The sequence below is a fragment of the Paraburkholderia caffeinilytica genome, assembly GCF_003368325.1.
Lineage (GTDB): Bacteria > Pseudomonadota > Gammaproteobacteria > Burkholderiales > Burkholderiaceae > Paraburkholderia > Paraburkholderia caffeinilytica.
Genome location: NZ_CP031467.1, coordinates 2516024 through 2540394, shown reverse-complemented (window position 1 = coordinate 2540394; position 24371 = coordinate 2516024). Strand labels below are relative to the sequence as shown.

General features: G+C 62.9%; 25 protein-coding genes and 1 pseudogene. 13 read left to right on the top strand and 13 right to left on the bottom strand.

From position 1 onward, the window contains the following. Window positions 1-77: 77 nt before the first annotated feature. Genes pth through hisC form a run of 3 tightly spaced genes read left to right on the top strand, consistent with a single transcriptional unit; the run spans window position 78 to window position 1942 of the window. On the top strand, window positions 78-683 hold the full coding sequence (gene pth, locus DSC91_RS27700) for an aminoacyl-tRNA hydrolase (protein WP_115781774.1): 606 nt from the start codon (window positions 78-80) through the stop codon (window positions 681-683). Beyond that, a complete protein-coding gene (locus tag DSC91_RS27695; protein ID WP_115781773.1) occupies window positions 684-866 on the top strand; it encodes a hypothetical protein in 183 nt (60 codons plus the stop codon). Next, window positions 863-1942: a histidinol-phosphate transaminase gene (hisC, locus tag DSC91_RS27690; protein ID WP_115781772.1), complete on the top strand. Its 1080-nt coding sequence runs from the start codon at window positions 863-865 to the stop codon at window positions 1940-1942. The genes DSC91_RS27695 and hisC overlap by 4 nt, the downstream gene beginning before the upstream one ends. 111 nt (window positions 1943-2053) lie before the next feature. On the opposite strand, the gene DSC91_RS27685 is transcribed toward hisC, so the two are convergent. From DSC91_RS27685 to rsmD, 3 genes are all read right to left on the bottom strand, one after another. Continuing rightward, the gene (locus DSC91_RS27685) at window positions 2054-2311 is read right to left on the bottom strand and encodes a YfhL family 4Fe-4S dicluster ferredoxin (RefSeq protein ID WP_054035799.1); all 258 of its coding nucleotides are present in this window, start codon (window positions 2309-2311) and stop codon (window positions 2054-2056) included. Between the two features lie 63 nt (window positions 2312-2374). Then, on the bottom strand, window positions 2375-2890 hold the full coding sequence (gene coaD / locus DSC91_RS27680; protein ID WP_115781771.1) for a pantetheine-phosphate adenylyltransferase: 516 nt from the start codon (window positions 2888-2890) through the stop codon (window positions 2375-2377). 111 nt (window positions 2891-3001) lie between these two features. Next, complete coding sequence (rsmD, locus tag DSC91_RS27675; protein WP_115781770.1) at window positions 3002-3616, bottom strand: 16S rRNA (guanine(966)-N(2))-methyltransferase RsmD; 615 nt, start codon at window positions 3614-3616, stop codon at window positions 3002-3004. Between the two features lie 240 nt (window positions 3617-3856). Between rsmD and ftsY the strand changes: the two genes are divergently transcribed. After that, the gene (ftsY, locus tag DSC91_RS27670; RefSeq protein WP_115781769.1) at window positions 3857-4987 is read left to right on the top strand and encodes a signal recognition particle-docking protein FtsY; all 1131 of its coding nucleotides are present in this window, start codon (window positions 3857-3859) and stop codon (window positions 4985-4987) included. A 76-nt stretch (window positions 4988-5063) separates the two neighbouring features. Here ftsY and maiA read toward each other — a convergent pair whose 3' ends face one another. After that, window positions 5064-5708 carry a maleylacetoacetate isomerase gene (maiA, locus tag DSC91_RS27665; RefSeq protein ID WP_115781768.1) on the bottom strand — a complete coding sequence of 215 codons (645 nt, stop codon included), beginning with the start codon at window positions 5706-5708 and terminating at the stop codon, window positions 5064-5066. 25 nt (window positions 5709-5733) lie between these two features. After that, window positions 5734-6432 carry a fumarylacetoacetate hydrolase family protein gene (locus DSC91_RS27660; RefSeq protein ID WP_115781767.1) on the bottom strand — a complete coding sequence of 233 codons (699 nt, stop codon included), beginning with the start codon at window positions 6430-6432 and terminating at the stop codon, window positions 5734-5736. A 300-nt stretch (window positions 6433-6732) separates the two neighbouring features. Between DSC91_RS27660 and ybiB the strand changes: the two genes are divergently transcribed. Both ybiB and DSC91_RS27650 read left to right on the top strand, forming a co-directional pair. Next, complete coding sequence (ybiB, locus tag DSC91_RS27655; protein WP_115781766.1) at window positions 6733-7704, top strand: DNA-binding protein YbiB; 972 nt, start codon at window positions 6733-6735, stop codon at window positions 7702-7704. A 51-nt stretch (window positions 7705-7755) separates the two neighbouring features. Next, window positions 7756-7997, top strand: a pseudogene (locus tag DSC91_RS27650) (2-isopropylmalate synthase); the annotation flags it as partial. Window positions 7998-8048: 51 nt separating this feature from the next. Here the strand turns inward: DSC91_RS27650 and DSC91_RS27645 are convergent. Together DSC91_RS27645 and DSC91_RS27640 are read right to left on the bottom strand one after the other, a co-directional pair. Beyond that, window positions 8049-8432, bottom strand: coding sequence for a nuclear transport factor 2 family protein (locus DSC91_RS27645; RefSeq protein WP_115781765.1), 384 nt, complete (start codon window positions 8430-8432; stop codon window positions 8049-8051). A 43-nt stretch (window positions 8433-8475) separates the two neighbouring features. Next, a complete protein-coding gene (locus tag DSC91_RS27640) occupies window positions 8476-9039 on the bottom strand; it encodes an acyloxyacyl hydrolase (RefSeq protein ID WP_115781764.1) in 564 nt (187 codons plus the stop codon). Window positions 9040-9402: 363 nt separating this feature from the next. On the opposite strand from DSC91_RS27640, the gene rpoH reads away from it, so the two are divergent. From rpoH to cydX, 5 genes are all read left to right on the top strand, one after another. Then, on the top strand, window positions 9403-10338 hold the full coding sequence (gene rpoH, locus DSC91_RS27635) for an RNA polymerase sigma factor RpoH (protein ID WP_115781763.1): 936 nt from the start codon (window positions 9403-9405) through the stop codon (window positions 10336-10338). A gap of 349 nt (window positions 10339-10687) precedes the next feature. Beyond that, on the top strand, window positions 10688-10948 hold the full coding sequence (gene cydP, locus DSC91_RS27630) for a cytochrome oxidase putative small subunit CydP (RefSeq protein WP_115781762.1): 261 nt from the start codon (window positions 10688-10690) through the stop codon (window positions 10946-10948). Then, complete coding sequence (locus tag DSC91_RS27625) at window positions 10938-12533, top strand: cytochrome ubiquinol oxidase subunit I (RefSeq protein WP_115783532.1); 1596 nt, start codon at window positions 10938-10940, stop codon at window positions 12531-12533. Before cydP ends, DSC91_RS27625 begins: the two co-directional genes overlap by 11 nt. 34 nt (window positions 12534-12567) lie before the next feature. Then, the gene (gene cydB, locus DSC91_RS27620) at window positions 12568-13704 is read left to right on the top strand and encodes a cytochrome d ubiquinol oxidase subunit II (RefSeq protein WP_115781761.1); all 1137 of its coding nucleotides are present in this window, start codon (window positions 12568-12570) and stop codon (window positions 13702-13704) included. 28 nt (window positions 13705-13732) lie between these two features. Further along, on the top strand, window positions 13733-13849 hold the full coding sequence (gene cydX, locus DSC91_RS27615; protein ID WP_115781760.1) for a cytochrome bd-I oxidase subunit CydX: 117 nt from the start codon (window positions 13733-13735) through the stop codon (window positions 13847-13849). Between the two features lie 186 nt (window positions 13850-14035). Here the strand turns inward: cydX and nagE are convergent, their stop codons facing one another. The 5 genes from nagE to DSC91_RS27590 all read right to left on the bottom strand — a co-directional run bounded on the left by nagE (window position 14036) and on the right by DSC91_RS27590 (window position 21463). After that, window positions 14036-15814: an N-acetylglucosamine-specific PTS transporter subunit IIBC gene (gene nagE, locus DSC91_RS27610; protein ID WP_115781759.1), complete on the bottom strand. Its 1779-nt coding sequence runs from the start codon at window positions 15812-15814 to the stop codon at window positions 14036-14038. Between the two features lie 96 nt (window positions 15815-15910). Beyond that, a complete protein-coding gene (gene ptsP / locus DSC91_RS27605) occupies window positions 15911-18475 on the bottom strand; it encodes a phosphoenolpyruvate--protein phosphotransferase (protein WP_175172049.1) in 2565 nt (854 codons plus the stop codon). A 38-nt stretch (window positions 18476-18513) separates the two neighbouring features. Then, the gene (locus DSC91_RS27600) at window positions 18514-19521 is read right to left on the bottom strand and encodes an SIS domain-containing protein (protein WP_115781757.1); all 1008 of its coding nucleotides are present in this window, start codon (window positions 19519-19521) and stop codon (window positions 18514-18516) included. Then, on the bottom strand, window positions 19514-20617 hold the full coding sequence (nagA, locus tag DSC91_RS27595; RefSeq protein WP_115781756.1) for an N-acetylglucosamine-6-phosphate deacetylase: 1104 nt from the start codon (window positions 20615-20617) through the stop codon (window positions 19514-19516). The genes DSC91_RS27600 and nagA overlap by 8 nt, the downstream gene beginning before the upstream one ends. Before the next feature lie 111 nt (window positions 20618-20728). Then, complete coding sequence (locus DSC91_RS27590) at window positions 20729-21463, bottom strand: GntR family transcriptional regulator (RefSeq protein WP_115781755.1); 735 nt, start codon at window positions 21461-21463, stop codon at window positions 20729-20731. Between the two features lie 374 nt (window positions 21464-21837). Here DSC91_RS27590 and DSC91_RS27585 point away from each other — a divergent pair, with 374 nt between their 5' ends. Continuing rightward, window positions 21838-22764, top strand: coding sequence for a bifunctional helix-turn-helix transcriptional regulator/GNAT family N-acetyltransferase (locus DSC91_RS27585; protein WP_115781754.1), 927 nt, complete (start codon window positions 21838-21840; stop codon window positions 22762-22764). Window positions 22765-22873: 109 nt separating this feature from the next. On the opposite strand, the gene DSC91_RS27580 is transcribed toward DSC91_RS27585, so the two are convergent. Further along, window positions 22874-23686, bottom strand: a complete 813-nt coding sequence (locus DSC91_RS27580) for a MetQ/NlpA family ABC transporter substrate-binding protein (RefSeq protein ID WP_115781753.1) — start codon at window positions 23684-23686, stop codon at window positions 22874-22876. Window positions 23687-24046: 360 nt separating this feature from the next. Between DSC91_RS27580 and DSC91_RS27575 the strand changes: the two genes are divergently transcribed. Further along, a complete protein-coding gene (locus DSC91_RS27575; protein WP_115781752.1) occupies window positions 24047-24337 on the top strand; it encodes a YciI family protein in 291 nt (96 codons plus the stop codon). Window positions 24338-24371 lie beyond the last annotated feature (34 nt).

Genomic DNA, 24371 nt, shown 5'->3' with positions numbered 1-24371 from the left:
TTCGCCCCGGCGGGTTTTTTTTCGGTTTTTTTCGGCTCGGCCGCGTTCAGCGCCGGGCCAGATGGACCTACGCAATCATGATCAAGCTGATCGTCGGGCTCGGCAATCCGGGCGCTGAATACACCGCGACGCGCCACAATGCCGGCTTCTGGCTGGTCGATCAACTGGCGCGCGATGCAGGCACGACGCTGCGCGACGAGCGGCGCTTCCACGGTTTCTACGCGAAGGCCCGGCTTCACGGCGAAGAAGTGCATCTGCTGCAGCCGCAGACTTATATGAACCGCTCGGGGCAGTCGGTCGTGGCGGTTGCGCAGTTCTTCAAGATTCTTCCGGACGAAATTCTGGTCGCGCACGACGAACTCGATATGCCGCCTGGCAGCGTCAAGCTGAAGCTCGGTGGCGGCAGCGGCGGCCACAACGGGCTGAAGGACATCACCGCGCATCTGTCGTCCCAACAGTACTGGCGGCTGCGGATCGGCATCGGCCATCCGCGCGACCTGATTCCCGAAAGCGCGCGAGCCGGCGCCAAGCCGGACGTTGCCAATTACGTGCTGAAACCACCGCGGCGGGAAGAGCAGGACGTGATCGACGCGTCGATCGAACGCGCGTTGGCGGTAATGCCGCAGATCATCCAGGGCGAGCTCGAGCGGGCGACGATGCAACTGCATCGCAACAATCCCTGAGTGTCCGACCCGCGCGCCGTATTGCCGTATTGCCGTATTGCCGTATTGCCGTATTGCCGTATTGCCGTATTGCCGTATTGCCGTATTGCCGTATTGCCGTATTGCCGTATCGCCGTATCGCCGTATCGCCGTATCGCCGTATCGCCGTATCGCCGTATCGCCATCGACAGGAGAATCGCTTGAGCCGCTACTGGAGTGCCATCGTTCACCGTCTAACGCCGTATGTGCCGGGCGAGCAGCCCGCCGTTGCGCATCCGGTCAAGCTGAACACCAACGAGAATCCCTATCCACCGTCACCGCGCGTGCTTGAAGCGATCCGGCAGGAACTCGGCGACGCGAGCGAGTCGCTGCGGCGCTATCCCGACCCGACAGCGCGCAAGTTACGCGAAACGGTCGCCGCCTATCACGGCATTCGCCCGGAACAGGTGTTCGCGGGCAACGGCTCGGACGAAGTGCTCGCGCTCACCTTTCAGGCATTGCTCAAGCACGACCAACCCTTGCTGTTTCCGGATATCACATACAGCTTTTACCCGACCTACGCACGGCTCTTCGAAGTCGACTATCGGACCATCGCGCTCGACGATAGCTTCGCCATCAATGTCGATGACTACGCAGCGCCTAACGGCGGCGTATTGTTCCCGAACCCGAACGCGCCGACCGGGCGGCCGCTGCCGCTCGCCGACATCGAGCGTCTGGTGGCGAGAAACACGGAATCGGTCGTGGTGATCGATGAGGCCTATGTCGATTTCGGCGCCGAATCGGCCATCGCGCTGATCGACCGCTATCCCAACCTGCTGGTGATTCAGACGGCATCGAAGTCGCGCTCGCTTGCCGGCATGCGCGTCGGCTTCGCGTTCGGCAATCCGGAGTTGATCGACGCCCTGAACCGCGTGAAGGACAGCTTCAACTCGTATCCGCTCGACCGCCTGGCGCAAGTCGCGGCCGTTGCTGCGTACGAAGACGAAGCGTGGTTCCGCGACAATTGCGCCAAGGTGATTGCAAGCCGTGAGCGGCTGGCCGCAGGCTTGACGGCGCTAGGTTTCGAAGTGGTGCCGTCAGCGGCGAATCTGCTGTTCGCGCGTCACGAAGGCTACGACGCGGCGACACTCGTGGCACGGCTCAGGGAAAAGGAAATTTTCGTGCGCCACTTCAAGGCGGCCCGAATCGACCAGCATCTGCGAATCTCAGTCGGCACCGACGCCGAATGCGACATTCTGCTGGCCGCGCTGCACGACATTTTCGGCGCTTACGTCGGATAACGTCCGGATAACGCGTGGAATAACCTTGCGCGCAACACACAGGAACACACGGCGTTGCCGCAAAAGAAAACGGCGAGGCAGACACCTCGCCATTCACTCGCATTCAAAGTCTCATGCGCCCTTCGCAGCCTGCAGCGCGTGGTACTTCGCCATCAGACCTTCCGCCGTTTCCAGATGCTCGGGGTCGCGCGGAATGCACTCGACCGGGCACACCTGAATACACTGGGGCTCGTCGAAATGGCCGACGCACTCGGTGCATTTCTTCGGGTCGATCACATAGATTTCCGGGCCCATCGAAATCGCGTCGTTCGGGCACTCGGGCTCGCACACGTCGCAATTGATGCACTCGTCGGTAATCATCAAGGCCATGCTTCTCTCACTTCGCGCTGGCCGAAGCCAGCTTTGATCCGTCAATCCGACAGTTTACGCCGGTTACGGTTGCGCCGCCGAAGCGCCGTCATTCGAATTCAGTGCTGCCACCTTCTCTTCCAGCCGTTTTTCGACCGACGGGAACACGAACTTGCTCACGTCACCGCCCAGCTGCGCGATTTCACGCACGATGGTGCCGGAAATGAACTGGTACTGATCGGACGGCGTCATGAACATCGTTTCAACGTCCGGCAGCAGATAGCGGTTCATGCCCGCCATCTGGAATTCGTATTCGAAATCCGAGACGGCGCGCAGGCCACGCACGATCACCCGGGCGTTATTGCTGCGGACAAAGTCCTTCAATAGCCCTTTGAAGCTCATCACCTGAACGTTCGGGTAGTGCCCGAGCACTTCATGAGCGATATCGAGGCGCTCTTTCAACGTGAAGAACGGCTTCTTGTTGCGGCTATCGGCAACGCCCACCACCAGCGTGTCGAAAATGCTCGACGCGCGTCGAACGAGGTCTTCGTGACCGCGCGTCAGCGGGTCGAACGTGCCCGGGTACACGGCGACTACCATGAGACTTCTCCTCTCTTCAGACAAATGGGCACGTCAAAGCGTCCACGCGACGCATTTGGCACCGACCGCACGCGTGACAGTAACCGTCCGCTGCTTGTTTTGGAACGCGCATTATTCCTTATTTTCGCGCTGCAGCAAATGAAAGTGGACAGCGCCCGCTTTGCCTTGCCGCACGATTTCCCAACCGGCAAGTGTCTCGTTCCCGGCCAGTTCGAGCGCGTCGCCTGCCTCCACGTACAGAAAACCGTCCGGGCTCAGCAGCGGCACGGCCAGAGCGAGCGCCTTGTCGAGCAGATCGCCGCCGAACGGCGGATCAAGGAAAACCACGTCGAACGATCCGGGGGCGAGACTCGCCGCGAGGCGCAAGCCGTCGGCTTCCGCGATTTCGATCGTACGCGCCGACAGGCGCTCCTGGTTCGCGCGCAGTTGGCTGGCGGCCCGCGCGTTGCGCTCGACCATCAGCACCCGCGCCGCGCCGCGCGACGCGGCCTCGAAGCCGAGCGCGCCGCTACCGGCGAACAGATCGAGGCAGCGCTGGCCGTCCAGCCGCTGGCCAAGCCAGTTGAACAGTGTTTCGCGCACGCGGTCGGGCGTGGGGCGCAAGCCGTCGAGATCGAGCACGGGCAGCGGCGTGCGCTTCCAGTCGCCGCCAATGATACGGATGGCGTGCGGCTTGCCGCCTTTGGACGAAGCGCCGTGGGCGCGTGAAGGAGCAGAACGGGGCATGCAGTTTCGATTACGTTATAGGAGCGCCCGCGACGCCGATGCGTGCGGACTGGAGCGCCAACGTTACCACAGGGGCGCACGGCGTCCAGCCTGGCCGTTCGGCCGATACGACGGGTGGCGGCGCGCCTGATAAAATGTGCGGCTTCCAGCGCCTTGCATCCCGCATCGCAACGCTGCCTGCCGCTCCCACGGGCCTGTCCCGGCTGCGCGCATCGGCGCGCGCTCTCACCACGCCAGATCATGTTCAGCTTTTTCAAACGATTCAAGGGTTCGAAAGAGTCCGATAACGCGCCAGAGGAATCGCAAACGGCGCCGGAGGCCTTGGCGCCCGTACCCGCCGTAGAGGCGCCGGAAGCGCCCGTCGCGCCGACTGCGCCGCGGCCGGCGGCTCCGGCTACCCGCCATGAGCCCGAAGCCCCCGCGCTCGAAACCGTGGAAATCGTCCCGCCACCTATGCAGGACGCAAGCGCGAGGCGCTCCTGGCTCACTCGCCTGAAGACCGGCCTGTCGAAAACGAGTTCGAGCCTGACCGGTATTTTCGTCGGCACGAAGATCGACGAGGATCTGTACGAAGAGCTCGAAACCGCGCTGCTGATGTCGGATGCCGGCGTCGAAGCCACCGAGTTCCTGCTCGAATCGTTGCGCGAGAAAGTGCGCGCCGAGCGCCTCACCGATCCTCAGCAGGTGAAAACGGCGCTGCGCACGCTGCTGATCGACTTGCTCAAGCCGCTGGAAAAATCGCTGATGCTCGGCCGCGCGCAACCGCTGGTCATGATGATCGCGGGCGTCAACGGTGCGGGCAAAACCACCAGCATCGGCAAGCTCGCCAAGCATCTGCAAAGCTTCGAGCAATCGGTACTTCTGGCCGCGGGCGACACCTTTCGCGCCGCCGCGCGCGAGCAACTCGCGATCTGGGGCCAACGTAACAACGTGACCGTGGTGTCGCAGGAAAGCGGCGACCCCGCAGCCGTGATTTTCGACGCGGTCGGCGCCGCGCGGGCGCGCAAGATCGACGTCATGATGGCCGACACGGCCGGCCGCCTGCCGACCCAACTGCATCTGATGGAAGAACTGCGCAAGGTGAAGCGCGTGATAGGCAAGGCGCAAGACGGCGCGCCGCATGAAGTGCTGCTCGTGATCGACGCGAACACCGGCCAGAACGCACTTGCGCAAGTGAAAGCCTTCGACGACGCGCTCGGCCTCACCGGCCTGGTCGTCACCAAGCTCGACGGCACGGCGAAGGGCGGCATTCTTGCGGCGATTGCGCGGCAGCGTCCGATTCCGGTGTACTTCATCGGCGTCGGCGAAAAGGTGGAGGACTTGCAGCCGTTCAGCGCGGAGGAGTTTTCGGACGCGTTGCTGGGCGGTTGAACGCAGCGCCGTTCGTCGCGAAACAAGCAAAAAGGGCGTTCACAATGAACGCCCTTTTTTCATTCAGACCACCGCATCACTCCGCGTCGGGCTGAACACCAGGCGCGGCACGAGCGAACGCGTCGAGTTGCATCGCATGATCGTAGATGCGCTGAATCGTCGGAAACTTCGCCGTATCCACCTTGAAGCGCTGGGCGTTGAATACCTGTGGAATCAGACAGGCGTCGGCCAGTGTCGGCGTGTCGCCGAAGCAAAGCTTGCCGGTGCGCGAATCGCCCGCCAGATGCGCCTCGAGCGTCGCAAAACCCGCTTCGACCCAATGCTTGTACCACGCGTCTTTCGCGTCGTCGTCGACACACAGCGTGTGTTTCAGGTATTTCAGCACGCGCAGATTGTTCAGCGGATGAATCTCGCACGCCACCTGCAGCGCCACCGAACGCACATAGGCGCGCTCGGCGGGCGTCCCCGGCAAGAGCGGCGGCTCGGGATGCGTTTCCTCCAGATACTCGATGATCGCGAGCGACTGAGGCATGACTTCGTTACCGTCAACAAACGTGGGTACGATGCCGTCCACATTCACCTTGCGATACTCGGGCTTCAGCTGCTCGCCGCCGTCGCGCACCAGGTGCACCGGTACGTAGTCGTACGGCAGATTCTTCACGTTCAACGCAATGCGTACGCGATAGGACGCCGAACTACGAAAATAGCTGTAGAGCTTCATGTTATGTGTCTCCTCCCACCACGCCTCAGACGACGCGTACGCTGAGCTCGCCGAGCCCGTCCACACCGCCCTTCATGAGGTCGCCCTGCACCACCGCGCCGACACCCTCCGGCGTACCGGTGAAGATCAGATCGCCCGGTTGCAGTTCGAACAGCGTCGACAGATAGGCAACCGTTTCGGCGACCGACCAGATCAGCTGCGACACGTCCGAGTTCTGTTTTTCCTCGCCGTTCACCGATAACCAGATCGCGCCCTTGCCGACATGGCCGACCGTCGTGACCGGATGGATCGGACCGAGCGGCGCGGAATAATCGAAGCCCTTGGCGGTATCCCACGGACGGCCCAGCTTCTTCGCCTCGGCCTGCAGATCGCGGCGCGTCATGTCGAGACCGAGTGCGTAGCCGTAGACGTGGTCGAGCGCGCTTTCGGCAGGAATGTTCTTGCCGCCTTTGCCGATCGCCGCGACCAGTTCCATCTCGAAGTGGACGTTCTTCGATTGCGACGGATAGGGGAATTCGCCGGTCGCACCGGGCGCGACATACAGCACGGCATCGGCCGGCTTGGTGAAGAAGAACGGCGGCTCGCGGTCGGGATCATGCCCCATCTCGCGCGCGTGAGCCTCGTAGTTACGGCCCACACAGTAGATGCGACGCACCGCGAACGCCTCGCTGGCCCCCACCACCGGCACCGCAACGACCGGTGCGGGTGCAAATACGTAACTCATCCCGTTCTCCGTTTTTGGATTGTGCCGCGCCCGCGCGGCGGTAAAGCATCGAGTTTAACGCGCAGCAAAGCGCGGTGCAGCGGATCGGCATCGGCACGCGCGGATCGGCGGCCCTGGCGCATCGACTCGCTGGACCGCTGGAACTCCTGACTGCTGGAACTCCGACCATCTGGACAGACGGATCGCTGGACCGCCAGATCGCCGGACCGCTATAGATGCGATACTGACGCTAGATAACAACCTTTGAATTCCGTGGCCGACCGCCCCAAAGCGGCACGCTACCCCGTCCCACTGCGACCGATGACTGACTCCGCCGACACCGCCACTCCTTTCCCCTGCGCCCGCTATATCAAGGAAATCGGCCGCGGCCCGAACGGCGCCCGCGCGCTGACCGCTGACGATACGCGCGCGCTCTACACCGCGATGCTCGACGGCCGAGTGTCCGACCTCGAACTCGGCGCCGTGCTGCTCGCGTATCGCGTGAAAGGCGAAACCGCCGATGAACTCGCCGCCATGCTGGCCAGCGCGCAAGCGTCGTTCGAACCGATTCATCTGCCGCACGCCGCATTCCGGCCCGTATCGATACCCACGTATAACGGCGCGCGCAAACAGCCCAACCTCGTGCCGCTGCTGGCGCTGTTGCTGGCACGCGAGGGTGTGCCGGTGCTCATGCATGGCGTCACCGAAGATCCGGGCCGCGTGACGAGCGCGGAAATCTTCACGCATCTGCAGATCCCGCTCGCGCAATCGCATGCCGACATCGAAGACGGTCTCGCCGAGCGGCGTCTCGCGTTCGCGCCAATCGACGTTCTCGCGCCGAAGCTCGCACACCTTCTCTCGCTGCGTCGGCGGATGGGCGTGCGCAATTCGACCCATACGCTCGTGAAAATCCTGCAGCCGTTCGCGCCCGCGGGGTTGCGGCTCGTGAACTACACGCATCCGCCGTATCGCGACAGTCTCACGCAGCTGTTCAACACACACCCGGCCGCCGCAGAGGGCGGCGCCCTGCTCGCGCGCGGCACAGAAGGCGAAGCGGTAGCCGACACGCGGCGCCAGGTGCAAGTGGATTGGCTGCACGACGGCATCTGCGAAACGCGCGTGCCGCATGAGCGCTCGTCGCCCGATGCGCCTGAAGTCGACTTGCCCGAAGCGCGCGACGCCCCGACCACGGCTGCGTGGATCGATGCTGTGTTGCGCGGCGAAGCACCCATCCCGAGCGCGATCGAGCGGCAAGTGGAGCTGATCGTCGATGTCGCGAAAGTGCCGGCATAAGGTGTGCGGCGTGCGTGCGATGCAGCGCGTGCGGCGCCGCGCGCCAGCACGAAGATGACGGCCGCGATCTGCTTCAAGGAGATCGAGGTCGGCTTCCCGTCGGTCTCGCAAACCGACTTCGATTTCGTCCGCAAACTGATCGAAGAAAAGCGCATTCCCGACGACGTGACGATTGAAGCGTTCGTACCCTCACGCGCCTCATCAAGGAACACGTTCAGGTGCGGCCTGATACTCACTGGACGTTCCAGTATTCGCCCGAAACCTTCAACACGCCCGAACTCCCGTCCGGGCGCTCACAGGGCGCTCACCCAGCGCGGCTAGCGAAACGGGTGGGCTCACATGGCTCACTCGATCGCGCAACGCGTCGCCTGCCAGGCGATCAGGCGCCATTGCCCATCTTCCTGTGTGTGAATCGCCGTGTACGCGATCGGAAACAGCAGCGCTCCGTTGTTCGCTTCCATTTCGATCAGCGCGCGCCCGGTGACGACGCAGGTCTCGCGCCCCACCGGCAGCACTTCTTGCGACTGCACTTCGATCTGCCGATAGCGGCGGCGCCCGGCGGTAATACCGTCGATGAACTGCCGCTTCGTTTCACGCTTGCCGTTCGTATGGACATAGCTCACGTTGTCCGCGAGCAGCGTATCGAGCGACTGCCCGTCGCCGTCGACCATCGCACGGAAGCGTTCTCGCTCGAGTCCGCGAATCGCTTCAATTGTCTTTGCCGCCATTGCTCAGCCCCTTGCACCGGTAAGCCGAACGTGGCCACGGTCGTCAGAAGTTATATTGCAAATATAGCTGGTGGAAATTTATACCAGGATTCGGCTCTTTGATACCGCCGTTGGAAATATGCTGGAAGCGGTAACCGGCCTGGTACTGCTGGCGGTTGCCGAACTGCACGCCGACACCCGCCATGGAGGCGAACTGGAACGCAGTCGCGAGCGAGAGGTCAGACGCGATGGTCGGACTCGACAGAAGGCGGATACCGGCGCCCGCTTCGATGTAAGGGCGAATCGCACCCGCTCCGTCGATGAAGCGAATGATCGGCGTCACACCGATTTCGCCGATGTTCTCGTGCACATTCCCTTCATCGGTATGCCACCAGGCCACGTGGGCCTCGCCGATCAACGAGAAATGCCAATCGCCGATCTGCCACCACGTGAGGTTCGGATCCCACACCAGACCGAGATCGAGTTTTTTGATGTGGTTATCGCCGAGACCGCCGGCGATCTGCACGCCGAACTGGTCACCTGCCGCCAGGCCCGAGCCGGCAAGCAGAAAAGCCGCCGCCGCACTTTTTAGAGCCAGACCACGCCAAACATTTTTCTTGTTGTTCATCGAACACCCGACCTGGTCGAACGTTGATTACCTGCACATTGTTGTATCTATTCTAATGACAATCCTGATCCGATGGATTGTCTGAGGAATAGTGAATTCCCGCAATTAGTCACTTCTATTTTAGAAAAAGTCGGTTACTTATGAAGGCGAAAGGAAGACGTTAGGTAAATTCTACGGCGCGCATGCGACGGGCAGCAGGCGCGGCACATGGCTATCAAAACCTAAATTTCAATAGGAAATGGGGAACCTGGATGCCCCTACGGCCTCTAAGTATTAGCACTCGGCAAATCAGAGTGCTAACATCCAACGCTGGAGTCGTTTTAACTGAACACGCTTTTGTCTGATTCCAAAGGAGTTTCCTACGTGAGCCATGCAATGACCCTTCCGAGTACTTTGAGCCCGTCGTCGGCTAAGGCCGCTTCGGCAGGTGCACTGGCGCTCTCGCATTCCTCGCTGCTGCCCGGTCAACTGGGCAATATCGACGCCTACATCCAGGCCGTAAATCGGATTCCGATGCTGACGCCGGCGGAAGAACGCCAGTTCGCCACCGAATTTCGCGAGCAGGACAACCTCGGGTCCGCGCGCCGTCTCGTCCTGTCGCACCTGCGGCTGGTCGTGTCGATCGCGCGCAATTACCTTGGTTATGGACTGCCGCATGCCGACCTGATCCAGGAAGGCAATATCGGCCTGATGAAGGCCGTGAAGCGCTTTGACCCCGAGCAAAACGTGCGCCTCGTGTCGTACGCCATGCACTGGATCAAGGCGGAGATTCACGAATATATTCTGCGCAACTGGCGGATGGTGAAGGTTGCCACCACCAAAGCGCAGCGCAAGCTGTTCTTCAACCTGCGCAGTCACAAGCAGGGGCTGGGTGCATTCACGCCGGACGAGATCGAAGGTCTTGCCAAAGAGCTGAACGTGAAGCGGGAAGAAGTGGCCGAGATGGAAACGCGCTTGTCCGGCGGCGATATCGCGCTGGAAGGCCAGGTCGAAGACGGCGAAGAGTCGTACGCGCCGATCGCCTACCTCGCCGACTCGCATAGCGAGCCGACTGCCGTGCTGGCTTCGCGTCAGCGCGACAAGCTGCAAAGCGACGGTATCGCGAGCGCGCTCGACGCGCTGGACGCCCGCAGCCGCCGCATCATCGAGGCACGCTGGCTGAAGGTGGAAGACGACGGTTCGGGCGGCTCGACGCTGCATGAACTGGCCGACGAATTCGGCGTGTCGGCCGAACGCATTCGCCAGATCGAAGCGAGCGCAATGAAGAAAATGCGCGGCGCGTTGAGCGAATATGCGTAAAGCCTGAAACCTTGAATCGTGCCGGTTCGTCCGGCGCACACTGGTTGATCACGGAGCCCTGCCCTCGCAAGAAGGCAGGGCTTTTTTGTGCCCGCTCGCCGGTGCATGCGCTCAATCGCAGACGCACGCGTCCTCGATCAGAAACTTACCGGTCAAACACGGCTTTCTTGACGTATCGCAATCCCCATCGCAATACTGTCCGCACGGGGCGACGTTCGCGACCCAATGCCGCAGTGCCGGACTCACGCGCGCAAGGTCCTTGCTCCTAGAATCGGGATGCACTCGCCAGGCCGCTCACGCAGCCTGGTTCCAGCCGGACACACCGGCGTGAAGTTGCCTTCGACCGATCATGACCCTAGCCCTGAATCGCAATAGCAACCCTCGCTCGAGCCTGCGCAAACGGCTCGCCGCCTGGGCACGCGGTCCGACGCTGGCGCGGGATATCGCCATCGTCCTCGCCATCAAATTCGCTCTGCTGATGGCGCTCAAGTACGCGTTCTTCAATCATCCGCAGGCGGAGCATATGTCGCTGCCGCCTGAACAAGTCGCGCAGGCGCTGCTGTCCGTGCCTGCCTCGCATCCGTCCCAAGGTGATCAACATGCCCGTTAGCGAAGTCGTAGAACTGTCGCGCCTCCAGTTCGCCATCACGGCGCTTTATCACTTTCTGTTCGTGCCGCTCACGCTCGGTCTGTCCTGGTTGCTGGTCATCATGGAGTCGGTCTATGTGATGACCGGCAAGCAGATCTACAAGGACATGACCCAATTCTGGGGCAAGCTCTTCGGCATCAACTTTGCGATGGGCGTGACCACCGGTCTTACGCTGGAGTTCCAGTTCGGCACCAACTGGTCGTACTACTCGCACTATGTCGGCGACATTTTCGGCGTGCCGCTGGCCGTCGAAGGGTTGATGGCGTTCTTCCTCGAATCCACCTTCGTCGGCCTGTTCTTCTTCGGATGGAAGCGGCTCTCGAGAGTGCAGCACGTGGCCGTCACGTTCCTCGTCGCGCTCGGCTCGAACCTGTCGGCGCTGTGGATTCTGGTGGCCAACGGCTGGATGAACAATCCGGTCGGCGCGACTTTCAACTACCAGACCATGCGCATGGAACTCGACAGCATCTTCTCGGTGCTGTTCAATCCGGTCGCACAGGTGAAGTTCGTGCACACCGTATCGGCCGGTTATGTGACCGCTTCGATGTTCGTGCTCGGCGTGTCGTCGTGGTATCTGCTGAAGCGCCGCGACACCGAATTCGCCTTGCGCTCGTTCGCGATTGCCGCCGGTTTTGGTCTGGCCTCGACGTTATGCGTGATCGTGCTCGGCGACGAATCCGGCTACCGCACCGGCGAAGTTCAGCAGATCAAGCTGGCCGCCATCGAATCCGAATGGGAAACGGCGCCCGCACCCGCGCCCTTCACGATCATCGGCATTCCGAACCAGAAGGAAGAGCGCACCGACTACGCGATCCGCATTCCGTATGCGCTCGGCCTCATCGCCACGCGCTCGATCGACGAACCGGTGGTCGGTCTGAAAGACCTGATGGCGCAGAACGAAGTACGCATCAAGAACGGCATGCTCGCCTACGCCGCGCTGCAAAAGCTGAAACAGGGCGACGCGACGGACGAAGCCAAGGCCGCTTTCGACGCACACAAGAAAGACCTCGGCTACGGCCTGATGCTCAAACAGTTCACGCCGAACGTCACCGACGCCACGCCGGATCAGATCGTGCAAGCCGCCAAGAAGACGATTCCGCCGGTGGCGCCCGTGTTCTTCTCGTTCCGCCTGATGGTCGGTCTCGGCATCCTGTTTCTTGCGACCTTCGTGCTGGCGTTCTGGTTCTGCGCGCAGCGCTCGTTGCTGCTGGAGAAACGCCGCTGGTTCCTGCGCTGGGCTGTGTGGGCGATTCCCTTGCCGTGGCTCGCTGCCGAATTCGGCTGGATCGTCGCTGAAGTGGGCCGTCAACCGTGGACCATTGCCGGCATTCTGCCGACCGCACTGTCCGCCTCGAGCCTGACGCCGGGCGATCTCTACTTGAGCATTGCCGGCTTCGTGGTGTTCTACACGGTGCTGTTCATCATCGAAATCATGCTGATGTTCAAGTACGCGCGACTCGGGCCTTCGTCGCTGCACACGGGGCGCTACCATCACGAGCAACAACAGCCGCTGAATCAGCCTCTGCCGACCAACACGGCCGCATGATTCGCCGCCACTCTGTTCCAAGGGAAAGATCATCATGGATTACGCAACCCTCAAACTGATCTGGTGGGTGTTGATCGGCGTGCTGCTGATCGGCTTCGCGCTCACCGACGGCTTCGACATGGGCGCGGCGATTCTGCTGCCGTTCATCGCGAAGAGCGACGCCGAGCGACGCATCGTCGTGAACACGGTCGGCGCGACGTGGGAAGGCAATCAGGTGTGGTTCATCACCGCAGGCGGCGCGATGTTCGCCGCGTGGCCGCTGGTGTACGCCGCGTCGTTCTCCGGCTTCTACTTTGCAATGCTGCTGGTGCTGTTCTCGTTGTTCTTCCGGCCGGTCGGCTTCGACTACCGCAGCAAGCGTGAAGACCCGCGCTGGCGCAGCGCATGGGATTGGGCGTTGTTTGTCGGCGGCTTCGTCCCGTCGCTGGTGTTCGGCGTGGCGTTCGGCAACCTGCTGCAAGGCGTGCCGTTCTCATTCGACACCGATCTGCGCGTCACGTATCACGGCAGTTTCTTCGCGTTGCTCAACCCATTCGCCGTGCTCTGCGGGCTCGTTAGCGTGTCGATGCTGGCCGCGCACGGCGCAGCCTTCGTGAAAATGAAGGCGGACGGTGCCGTCGCCGAGCGTGCTTCGCTGGCGCTGCGGATCGCTTCGCTCGCCGCCGTGGTGCTGTTTCTGCTTGCCGGCGCGCTGATCGCCACGATGATCGGCGGCTATCAGATCGTCGACGCCGCGCCGCTCGACACGGTGGCCAACCCGCTGCTGAAAAACGTGATCGGCGCACCCGGCCTGTGGCTCACCAACTACGCAAACTATCCGTGGATGGTGATCGCGCCGGTGGCCGGCCTCGTCGGCGGCATATTTGCCTTGTTGCTGGCGCGTTCGCGTTTTGAAAAGAGCGCCTTCCTGTCGACCTCGCTGATGATCATCGGCGTGATTTTGACGGCAGGCTTCTCGATGTTCCCGTTCATCATGCCCTCCTCGCTCGACGGCCGCAGCAGCCTGACCGTATGGGATTCGACCTCGAGCCGCATGACGCTGCAGATCATGCTGATCGCCGTGATCGTTTTCCTGCCGATCATCCTGATCTACACGAGCTGGGTGTATCGCGTGATGCGAGGCAAGGTGACCGCCGCGGCGCTCGAAGAGAATCACCATTCAATGTATTGATCAGGAATACGATTAACAGGAGTTTGTGATGTGGTATTTCAGTTGGCTTCTCGGCATTGGCGTAGCGTTGGCGTTCGGCATCATCAACGTAATGTGGCTGGAATCGCGCCGGCCGTTAGAAACAGGTAAGCAAAAAGCACATTGATGCATCCGTCGCCGGCCGCGCGCCGTTAGGCTCAAGCCGGTAAACGCAAAAGCGGCACCTTGAATCAAGGTGCCGCTTTTTATTTGTATGGGGTTAAACAGAATGCAGCGCCTGTCAGCTCCCCTTTACTTATCGTAGCGCCCAGGCTGGGCGGAGGACCGAACTCAGCTCAAAGCCTCGATAAGATCACGCGGGCAGCGGCGCCGCACCGGCACTCGTATCGGGTGACACACGCGTCGCCAGTTGTGCGGCGTAGCGCTGAGCGGCGTCGCCCACTACGATGTGGAACGTATCCGCTGAGACCCACGCCGTATCGAGCGTAGCCAGACGTTGACGATCGACCACCGACGGATCGCGAACCACGATCCGCAGGCGCGTTGCCGCCACGGCGTCCAGCGAGACGACGTTGCCCGCGCCGCCGAACACCGCGAGCCAACGCAGCGGATCCGGATCGAGCGGACCGCCTTCAGCGCCGCTTGCAGCCGCCACAGGAGCAGCAGCGACGGCGGGCGCCGCAGCAGCCACCGGCTTCACCGCATCGCCGCCGCCTTGCGCGATCACCGTGCGGATTTCATCGGCAATGATGTCGGCTTCCGGTCCGATGATCACCTGCACGTTGGTCGAGCCGCGCTTGAGCACGCCACGCGCGCCGATCGTCTTCAGTTCGCTTTCCGAGACCTTATTGGCATCGACCACCGACAGGCGCAGACGCGTCGTGCAGGCATCCACCACCGACAGGTTCGACGCGCCGCCCAGCGCGGCGATATACCGTTGTGCGCGCGGCACGGCGGCACCCGCCACCGGCGACACAAAACCGCCGGCTGCGAACGACTCGATCTGCTCTTCTTCGGCGGCCGGTTCGCGGCCCGGCGTCGCCATGTTGAATTTGCGAATGAAGAAGCGGAACAGACCGTAGTACACGACCATGTACACGAGGCCGATCGGAATCGCCCACCAGCCCTTCGTCGACAGGCCGTAGTTCAGCACGTAGTCGATAAAGCCGGCCGAGAAAGTGAAGCCGAGATGAATTCCGAGCGCCGAGCAGATCGCCAGCGACAAGCCCGTCAGCACGGCGTGGATCGCGTACAGCACCGGCGCGAGAAACATGAAGCTGAATTCGATCGGCTCGGTCACACCCGTCAGGAACGAGGTGAGCGCCATCGAGGCCAGCAGGCCGAACACCATCGCGCGGCGCTCTTTCGGCGCCTCGTGATACATCGCGAGACACGCGGCCGGCAGGCCGAACATCATGACCGGGAAGAAGCCCGTCATGAACGTGCCCGCGGTCGGGTCGCCGGCGAAGAAACGATGCAGGTCGCCCGTCACCGCAGCGCCGCCCGCCGGCGTGAAGGTGCCGAACACGAACCACGTCAGCGAATTGAGAATGTGATGCAGACCCGTGACGAGCAGCAAACGGTTCAGCACGCCGAACACGAACGCGCCGAGCGCACCCGCGGTCGTCAGCCAATGGCCCGCTGTATCGATGACGCTTTGCACCGGCTGCCAGACGTAGCCGAACACAATGCCTATCGCCAGACAGGCCACGCCGGTGACAATCGGCACGAAGCGTTTCCCTCCGAAGAATGCGAGGTAGTCGGGCAGCTTGATGTCTTTGTACCTGTTGTACAGCAGGCCCGCGACGATACCCGCCACGATCCCGGACAACACGCCCATGTTGAGCTTGTCGTTGATGTCCTTCATCACCGCGACCTCGATCAGATAACCGATCGCACCCGCGAGACCTGCCACGCCGTTGTTGTCTTTCGCGAAGCCGACCGCCACGCCGATCGCAAACAGCAACGGCAGGTTGTCGAAGATCGCGCCGCCGGCGTCGGCGATCATCTTGATGTTGAACACATCGGGTTGGCCCAATCGCAGCAGCAGGCCGGCAACCGGCAGCACGGCTATCGGCAGCATCAGCGCGCGTCCCAGGCGCTGAATCTTCAGAAACGGATTCCCATCCATTGACACCTCCAATCCTTGTCTCGTTGTCGACAGTTGTCGTTGAGTTCTAGCTATACGTGATGACTGAGCGAAAGCTGGTTGCGGACTGTGCGGGGTTCAGTCCAAAGGCCAGGTTTCGCGGCTTACTGCTCTTACCGCCTGCGCCGATTCGAGCGCCAGAGCATCCTGGGCGCGTTGACGGCACAGCTGATAATCGAGGTTGCGCACACGCGCCTTGATGCCCGGCACCGAGACCGGATCCACCGAGAGCTCGGTCACGCCAAGGCCGACGAGCAGCGGCATGGCCAGCGGATCGCCTGCCAGTGCGCCGCATACGCCGACCCACCTGCCATGTTTGTTCGCGCCCTGCACGGTCGCTGCGATCAGGCGCAGCACCGCCGGATGCAAGCCGTCCGCTTGCGCCGCGAGGTCAGCCTGGCAACGGTCCATCGCAAGCGTGTATTGCGTCAGATCGTTGGTGCCGATCGACAGGAAATCCGCGTGTTGCGACAGTTGATCGGCGAGCAAGGCAGCCGATGGCACTTCGATCATCACGCCGACTTCGATCGGTTCGGTACGGCCCGATTCACGGGCGAATTCGTCGATGCGTTTGCGGATGCGGATCAACTCACCGACATCCGTCACCATCGGCAGCAGGATGCGTACGGCGCCGAGCGGCTGGACCGCGAGCAGGCCGCGCAACTGATCGTCGAGCAGATCCGGGCGCACCTGGGCGAGGCGGATGCCGCGCAGGCCGAGCGCCGGATTCGGTTCGGGCGGCAGTGTCAGGTAATCGACTTCCTTGTCCGCGCCGACGTCCAGCGTGCGAATGATCGCGGTGCGGCCGCTCAACGCATCGACGATCGCCTGGTAGCTCTGACGATGTTCGTCGACGGTCGGCGCCGCGGCGCGGTGGATGAACAGCAGCTCGGTGCGCAGCAGGCCGACTGAATCGGCACCGTTGTCGACGGCGGTTTTCGCGTCGTCGAGCGTGGCGATGTTCGCGGCGACTTCGATCGCGCGGCCATCGGCAGTGACAGCCGCCTGTTGCGACGTACGGCGGTTCGCTTCGCGCACGCCGGCCAGGCGGTTGCGCTCAAGACGCGCACGTTCGACGTCGAGCTCGGTCGGCGCGAATTCGAGGCGGCCGGTGGTGGCGTTCACGACCACTTGCGTGCCCTCCGGAATCGCGTGCAATGCATCGCCCACGGCCACCAGTGCCGGAATGCCAGCCTGGCGCGCGAGAATCGCCGCATGCGAAGTGGCGCCGCCACGCGCCATCACGAGTGCCGTGACGCGTGAGCGATCCAGTGAGGACAGATCCGACGGCGTGAACTCTTCAGCCGCGAGCACGGCCTCTTCCGGCAACGTGCGTGCCGCGGCGTTCGTATAACCGAGCGCGCGCAATACGCGCTTTTCGATGTCGCGCAGATCGGCGGCACGTTCCGCGAGCAAGGCGTCTTCGATATTCGTCAGGATGGCGATCTGGGCGCGGATCGCCTCACGCCATGCAAAGCCGGCGCTCTTGCCGAGGCTGATCAGGTCGCGCGCCGCGTCGACCAGCGTGGGATCTTCGAGCAATACACGATGCACGGCGAAGATGCCCGCCTCGCCCACCGCGCCGCGTTGCGACGCATCGCGCACGGTCGTACCGAGGTCGGCGTCGACGGTGGCAATCGCCTTGTCGAGCAAGCGGCTCTCTGCCGCCGACGTGCCGTTCGCCTTTTCCGGCGGATCGATATCCGCATCGTCCCAGCGCACCAGCTTGCCGACCGCGACGCCCGGCGACGCACACACGCCCGCGAGCGTGTTCGGCGCGAGCGCTTCGCCCGCAGCGCGCACGACCGCTTGTGGCGCCGGTGAGCTTTGCCGCGCCGGCTTCTCTTCGACTTCGCCGTGCGCTTCACGCGTCAACTCGTGAGCAATCGCTTCGACCGCCGCCTGGGCTTGCGGACCGACACCGAGCAATTCGACAGTCGCACCTTCACCCGCACCGAGACCGAGCAAACCGACCACGCTCTCGATCGCCGCCTTGCGCCCTTCGTAACGCACTTCGACACGCGCATCGAAACCACGCGCCGCTTCACGGGCGCGCGCCGCCGGTCGCGCATGCAAACCGCCTGCGTGGACCAGCGTGACTTGCTGACGAGCTTCTTCGGTCACGTTGGTGGCACTCGCCTCGCGCGCTGCCTGCGCCGCCTCGCCGCTGCGGGCGCGCAGTATCAGCAACGGTGTTGCGCCGGCCTTCAGCATGCCGTCCTGCGCACGCTCGACAATCTCGAACGCATCTGAATTGGCAATCGCGATCACCGAGACAAGACTCGGCGCGTTCAGCGCGACCTGGTCCTGGTCGAACTCGATCAGCACGTCTCCGGTATGCACGTGTGCGCCTTGCGCGACCATCGGCGCAAAACCCTTGCCGTTCAGCTCGACCGTATCGATGCCGATGTGCAGCAGAATCTCCACGCCTTCGGCCGTCGCGAGCGTGACCGCGTGACCAGTGCGCGCGAGATGGGTGATGGTGCCCTCGCACGGCGCGACGAGTCGCCCCTCGAGCGGATCGATGCCGATGCCGTCACCGAACATGCCGCCCGAAAACACCGGGTCGGGCACGTTCGCCAGCGGCACGACCGGACCGGTCATCGGCGCGAGCAAAACAATATGGCCTTCAGAATGGCTCATCAAGCGGGACTCCTCGACACGTCGCATCTGATTTCTCGTCAGTGAGTTTCGGTGACTTTGTTGAGATGGCGGGGCGCGTCAGGATTGCGCCCGCGTGCGGCGGCAAGGCCGGCGGCCATCACGTAAAAGGACAGGATCGCGGCGATCGGATCGAGCGCCGCATGAGCAGTGGTGGCGAGCGGCAGCGTCGCTTCCGGCACGTCGTGCGGTGCGGCGAGCAGCACGCGGGCGCCGCGCGCCTGCATGTCCCGCGCGAGTTGCAGCAAGCCGGCTTGTTCAGGGCCGCGCGGTGCGAAGACCAGCAGCGGATAGTCGCGGTCGATCAGTTCCATCGGACCGTGCCGCACTTCCGCGCTCGAAAACGCCTCGGCCTGAATGCCGGAGGTTTCCTTCAATTTCAACGCGGCTTCCTGCGCGATCGCGAGGCCCAGACCGCGGCCGATCACGATCATGCGTTCGATGCCGCGCAGTTCGTCCACTGCATTCGACCAGTCGAGCGTGCCCGCGGCGTGCAGCGCGTCGGGCAGCGTGTTCAACGCGCCGAGCAGTGCGTCGTCTTTCTGCCAGTGAGCGACCAGTTGCGCGGAGATCGACAGCATCGCGATGTAGCTCTTGGTTGCCGCGACGCTCAGCTCCGGACCCGCGACGAGCGGAAGATGAAATTCGCACGCGTCCGCCAGCGGCGAGCCCGGTGCATTCACGGCGGCCACCGTCAGCGCGCCGGCCTTGCGTAGCGCTTCCATCGTGCCGACCAGATCCGGGCTTTTGCCCGATTGCGAGAAGGCCAGCGCGAGCTGATCGCGCACCTGCAGCGGCGCTTGCTGCAAGGTCGCGACCGACATCGGCAGCGAGGCGACCGGCACACCGAGGCGGCTCATCGTCAGGCTTGCGAAGTAACTCGCCGCATGGTCGGAGCTGCCGCGCGCGACCGTCAGCGCGACATGGCGCGGCTGCTGGGCGAGTTTCGCCGCCAACTTCTCGACGCGCGACGGTTCCGCGAGTTGCGCGGCGACCGTTTCAGCGGACGCCAGCGCCTCTTTAAGCATATTCGACAATTGATTCCCCTTCGACGTATGTCGCGGTCAACGCCAGTTCACGATCGAACACGACCACATCGGCCCACGCGCCGCGGGCAATACGGCCGCGGTCTTCGATGCCGAGGTAGTCGGCGGCGTAGCGCGACAAACGGTTTGAAACATCGGCGATCGGCAAGCCGATCGATACGAGATTGCGCAGCGCCTGATCCATCGTCAGGGTGCTGCCGGCGAGCGTGCCGTCGGCGAGGCGCACGCCGCCGAGGCACTTCGTCACATGCTGGCTGCCGAGGCGATATTCGCCGTCCGGCATGCCGGTGGCCGAGGTGCTGTCCGTCACGACGTACAGACGCGGAATCGCGCGCAACGCGGCACGGATCGCACCCGGATGGACGTGCAGCAAATCGGGAATGATTTCGGCGAATTCGGCGTGCGCGAGCGCGGCGCCGACTAGGCCGGGATTGCGGTGATGCATCGGCGACATCGCGTTGAACAGATGCGTGAAGCCGCACGCACCGTGCTTGAGTGCGGCGACGGCGTCGTCGTAGGTGCCGAGCGAATGGCCGAGCTGCACGCGCACGCCGCGCGCCGCCATCTCCGAGATGATCTCCATGTGGCCGGCGATTTCCGGCGCCAGCGTGACCACGCGAATCGGCGCGATCGACAGATACTTCAGCACTTCGTCCATCACGGCCGACACGGCGGCGTCCGGTTGCGCGCCGAGCTTGCCCGGATTGATGTACGGACCTTCCAGATGGACGCCGAGCACGCGCGCACCGCCCGGCGTGCGAATACGCGCGTTGTTGCCCAGACCCGCGACGACATTCATCAGCTCGTCGCGCGGCGCGGTCATCGTGGTGGCGAGCAGACTGGTCGTACCGTAACGCGCATGGGTGCGGGCGATGGTTTCGATCGCGTCGCCGCCTTCCATCACGTCGGAACCGCCGCCGCCGTGTACGTGCAGATCGATGAAGCCGGGCAGGATGTACGGCGCGTCGTTCTTCGACGGATCGACACGTTCGCCGGTCAGCGCCGTAATGCGGCCGTTTTCGTATTCGAGCGTGCCGTGAATCCACCCATCGGTGGTGAGTATGTTTCCGGTCAGCATGATTCTCTCTGGTGAGGCGTAATACGGGGTGTGACTGAATTGCGCTCGACGGTGCCGCACGTGACGGCGGCCCGCGTAGCCTCGCTCGGGTCCGCCAGTCAGTTGCGAAATTCAGGTGCGCAATTCAGCGACAAAATCGTAGTAGTCGTCGCGGCAGTAGGTGTCGGTCAGTTCGATCGCACGCTGGTCCGCGCTATACCCGATACGGGTAATGACCAGCAGCGCCGAGCGCGGTTCGATATCCATCAACGAGGCGATCTCGCTCGACGCATTGACCGCGCGAAAGTGCTGCAAGGCGCGCACGACGGCGGCGCCGCGTTGTTCGAGATAGCTGTAAAGCGACACGCCAATGGCCTGCGGGTCGGGCACGATGGCGACCGGCAGCGCCGAATGCTCGACCGCCATCACGATGCCGTCCGCGCGCCGCAGGCGCCGCAGGCTCGCCACCGCCGCACCGGGCGACAGGCCGAGGTGCACCAGCTCGTCACGGTTGGCGGCGCGGATATCGCGCTCGAGCCACACCGAGTCCGGCCGGAAACCGCGTTGCTGCATCTTCTTCGTGAAGCCGGTGAGCCGCGACAGCGGATCTTCGACACGCGGCGTAATGAAGCTGCCCGCACCCCGCGCCCGCCGGATCAAGCCTTGCTCGACCAGCAGCTCGATCGCCTTGCGCGCGGTGATGCGCGACACGCCGATCGCATCGGAAAGCGTGCGCTCCGAAGGCAGCGCTTCACCCGCCGACCACACGCCGCAGTGGATCGCCGTCGCCAGATTGCGCGCGAGCTGCAGATAGAGCGGCGTGACGTTGCGTGCGTCAGGCGTCAGTGCGGACCAGCGAGTTTCCATGGGGCTCCGGCGGTCGTCTGGAAGAATGCGGCCTACGAAAATGAGAGCCCATTATATAACCAACATAATACCAGTCAATCAACTGGTCCCATGCTGGTTTGGATCGACGGAAAGCCTTGCTGGATAAGCGTCAGAGGGTGAATTGATGACGTGGGAGAACGGTTTGCAGGGATCGGGATTTACCCGTACCCGAGATACCGGACGGCCTCCGAGTGGTTCACATTGGTTCTGTTTCTGAGCGACGGGACGCATTGAAATCCATACCTTTCAGATACCACTTTGGCACGTCCCTCGAACGGGCGGCTTTTTTAATAGGTTCCGTTCCAATATAGTGGTGCGTAGCAAGCCATAAAAATTCCCCCGGGGAGCAGCATTTGACAGATTCCGAGGCGCTGCGGCGCGCTCAGGCCGTCCGCCATTTCAATCGCTTCTATACCCAGCACATCGGCGCTCTGCACGAGCATTTGGCAAAAAGCGCCTTCTCGCTGACTGAAGTGCGCGTGCTACATGAACTGTCGCGTGGACGCGCGCAGACGGCCTCGGTGCTCGGGCGCAACCTCGGCCTCGACAGCGGCTATCTCAGCCGCCTTCTGACCAGCTTCGAACGACGCAATCTGATTACGCGGCGCCCGTCCGACTCGGATGCGCGCCAGTCGCTGATCGCGCTCACCGACAACGGCCACGCGGCCTATGCGCCGCTCGACGCGGCGGTGATCGAAGAAGTATCGGCGCTGCTTAACGGCCTCACGGTGCTTTCCCAGGAACAGTTGATCGCCGCGATGAAGGTGATCGAGCGCTTGCTCGACAGCAAGCCGCAGCACGAACTCGTGATCCTTCGGCAGCCGCGCGCCGGCGAGTGCGGCTGGCTCGTGCATCGGCAGGCGGAGTGGTTCGCCACGCAATACGGCTGGGATCAATCGTTCGAAGGCTTGCTCGCACGCGTCGTCGCCGATTACTCGCAGCGCAACGATCCGGTGCGAGAGATGTGCTGGGTCGCCGATCAGGAAGGCATGGTGGTCGGCTCGGTATGCATCGTCGGAATCTCGACGACCGTGGCTGGCGTGCGGCTTTTATGGGTCGAGCCGGACGTGCAGCGCCTTGGAATCGGCACGCAATTGATGAGCGAATGCGTGCGGTTCGCGCGACGCGCGGGGTACACCAAACTCACGCTGACCACTGCCAGCACGCTCAAGGAGCCGCGCCGGCTCTGCGAACGCGCCGGCTTCCAGCTCGTCTGCACGACGGCGGAGCGGCGCTTCGGCAAGGATCTGATGATCGAGCGGTGGGAGTTGGAGTTGTAGGCTCGCTAACGAATGCACGAATTGCGCGGAATGCGCGACGCATGGACGAAAACGCCACGGCTTACAACCGTGGCGTTTTTGTTTGGCGACGTAGGTCGACGACGATCGCTTAGAACGACGGGACCACCGAACCCTTGAACTGCGTCTTGATGAACTGGCGCACGTCTTCCGACTGGTATGCCGCGACCAGCTTCTTGACCCACGGCTTATCCTTGTCCTGCGTGCGCACGGCGATCAGATTCGCGTACGGGCTGCGGATATCCTCGAGCGCGATCGCGTCTTTGGTCGGCTGCAGACCGGCGGCCAGCGCGAAGTTCGTGTTGATCGCGGCAGCGTCGACATCGGACAGCGAGCGCGGCAGTTGTGCCGCGTCGAGCTCGACCAGCTTGATCTTCTTCGGATTTTCGGCAACGTCGAGCGGCGTGGCGTTATTGCCGTTCGCGCCCGCACCGGCCTTCAGCTTGACCACACCTTGCGCCTGCAACAGCAGCAGCGCGCGATTCTCGTTCGACGGATCATTCGGCACCGCGACCTTCGCGCCTTGCGCCAGATCCTTTAGCGACTTCAGCTTCTTCGAATAGATGCCGAGCGGCGAAATGTACGTCAGGCCCGCATTGACGATCTTGTAGCCACGCTGCTTGATCTGGCTGTCGAGGTACGGCTGGTGCTGGAAACTGTTGGCGTCGAGGTCGCCGGCGTCGAGCGCGGCGTTCGGCTGCACGTAATCGTTGAATTCGACGACCTTCACGTTCAGGCCTTCGCGCTTCGCCACTTTCGTGACGACTTCCCAGATTTGCGCATCCGGGCCGCCGATCGTGCCGACCTTGATGACCTTGTCGTCGGCATGTGCGCCGAAGCTGGTGACGATCGCCGCGCCGGCGATAACTGCGGAGAGGGCTTTGAGGATATTTCTGCGCTGCATGAATTCTCGCTTGTTCTGATCGATGTCAGATTCGGGTGAAAGCCGGCGGCAGGCATCTTGTGGACGCGCCGCCGACTGGACCGCAAATGGTCTCATACGCCCGGCGAGATGGGAAATATCACGATCGCATATGGATATGCTTCCGCAGCGGCCCGAGACGGGACGGCACCGCGAGCAGAAAATGCAGCACACGGTCAGCTTGGCTGCGGCATCGCGGCGTTGGCGCCGTTCACACGAAACGCGCTCACCGTGTCGCGCAAACGCCCTGCCTGATCCTGCAACGAAGCGGCCGCTGACAGATAATCGAAGGCCAGTGCCGCAAACCCAGGCCGGCCCATTCAATCGCTTACGAGAACGCTCATGTACGTCATCAATCTCATCTACACCGCATCGCTCGACCGCGTCGACGACGCACTCGAAGCGCATCGCGCGTTTCTGACACAACAGTTCGAAGCAGGCGTATTCGTGGCCGCCGGACCGAAGGTGCCGCGCGACGGCGGCATCATTCTGGCGGTGCGCATCGAGCGCGACAAGCTGGACGAGATTCTCGCCAGCGACCCGTTCGCCGAACAGAATCTCGCGCGTTACGAAGTGACGGAGTTCAAGGCGACGCGTCTCGCGCCGGGAATGAATTTGCCGATGCCGGCTTGAGAAGAACGGCGAAGGAAATTGAATACGGGCGCGC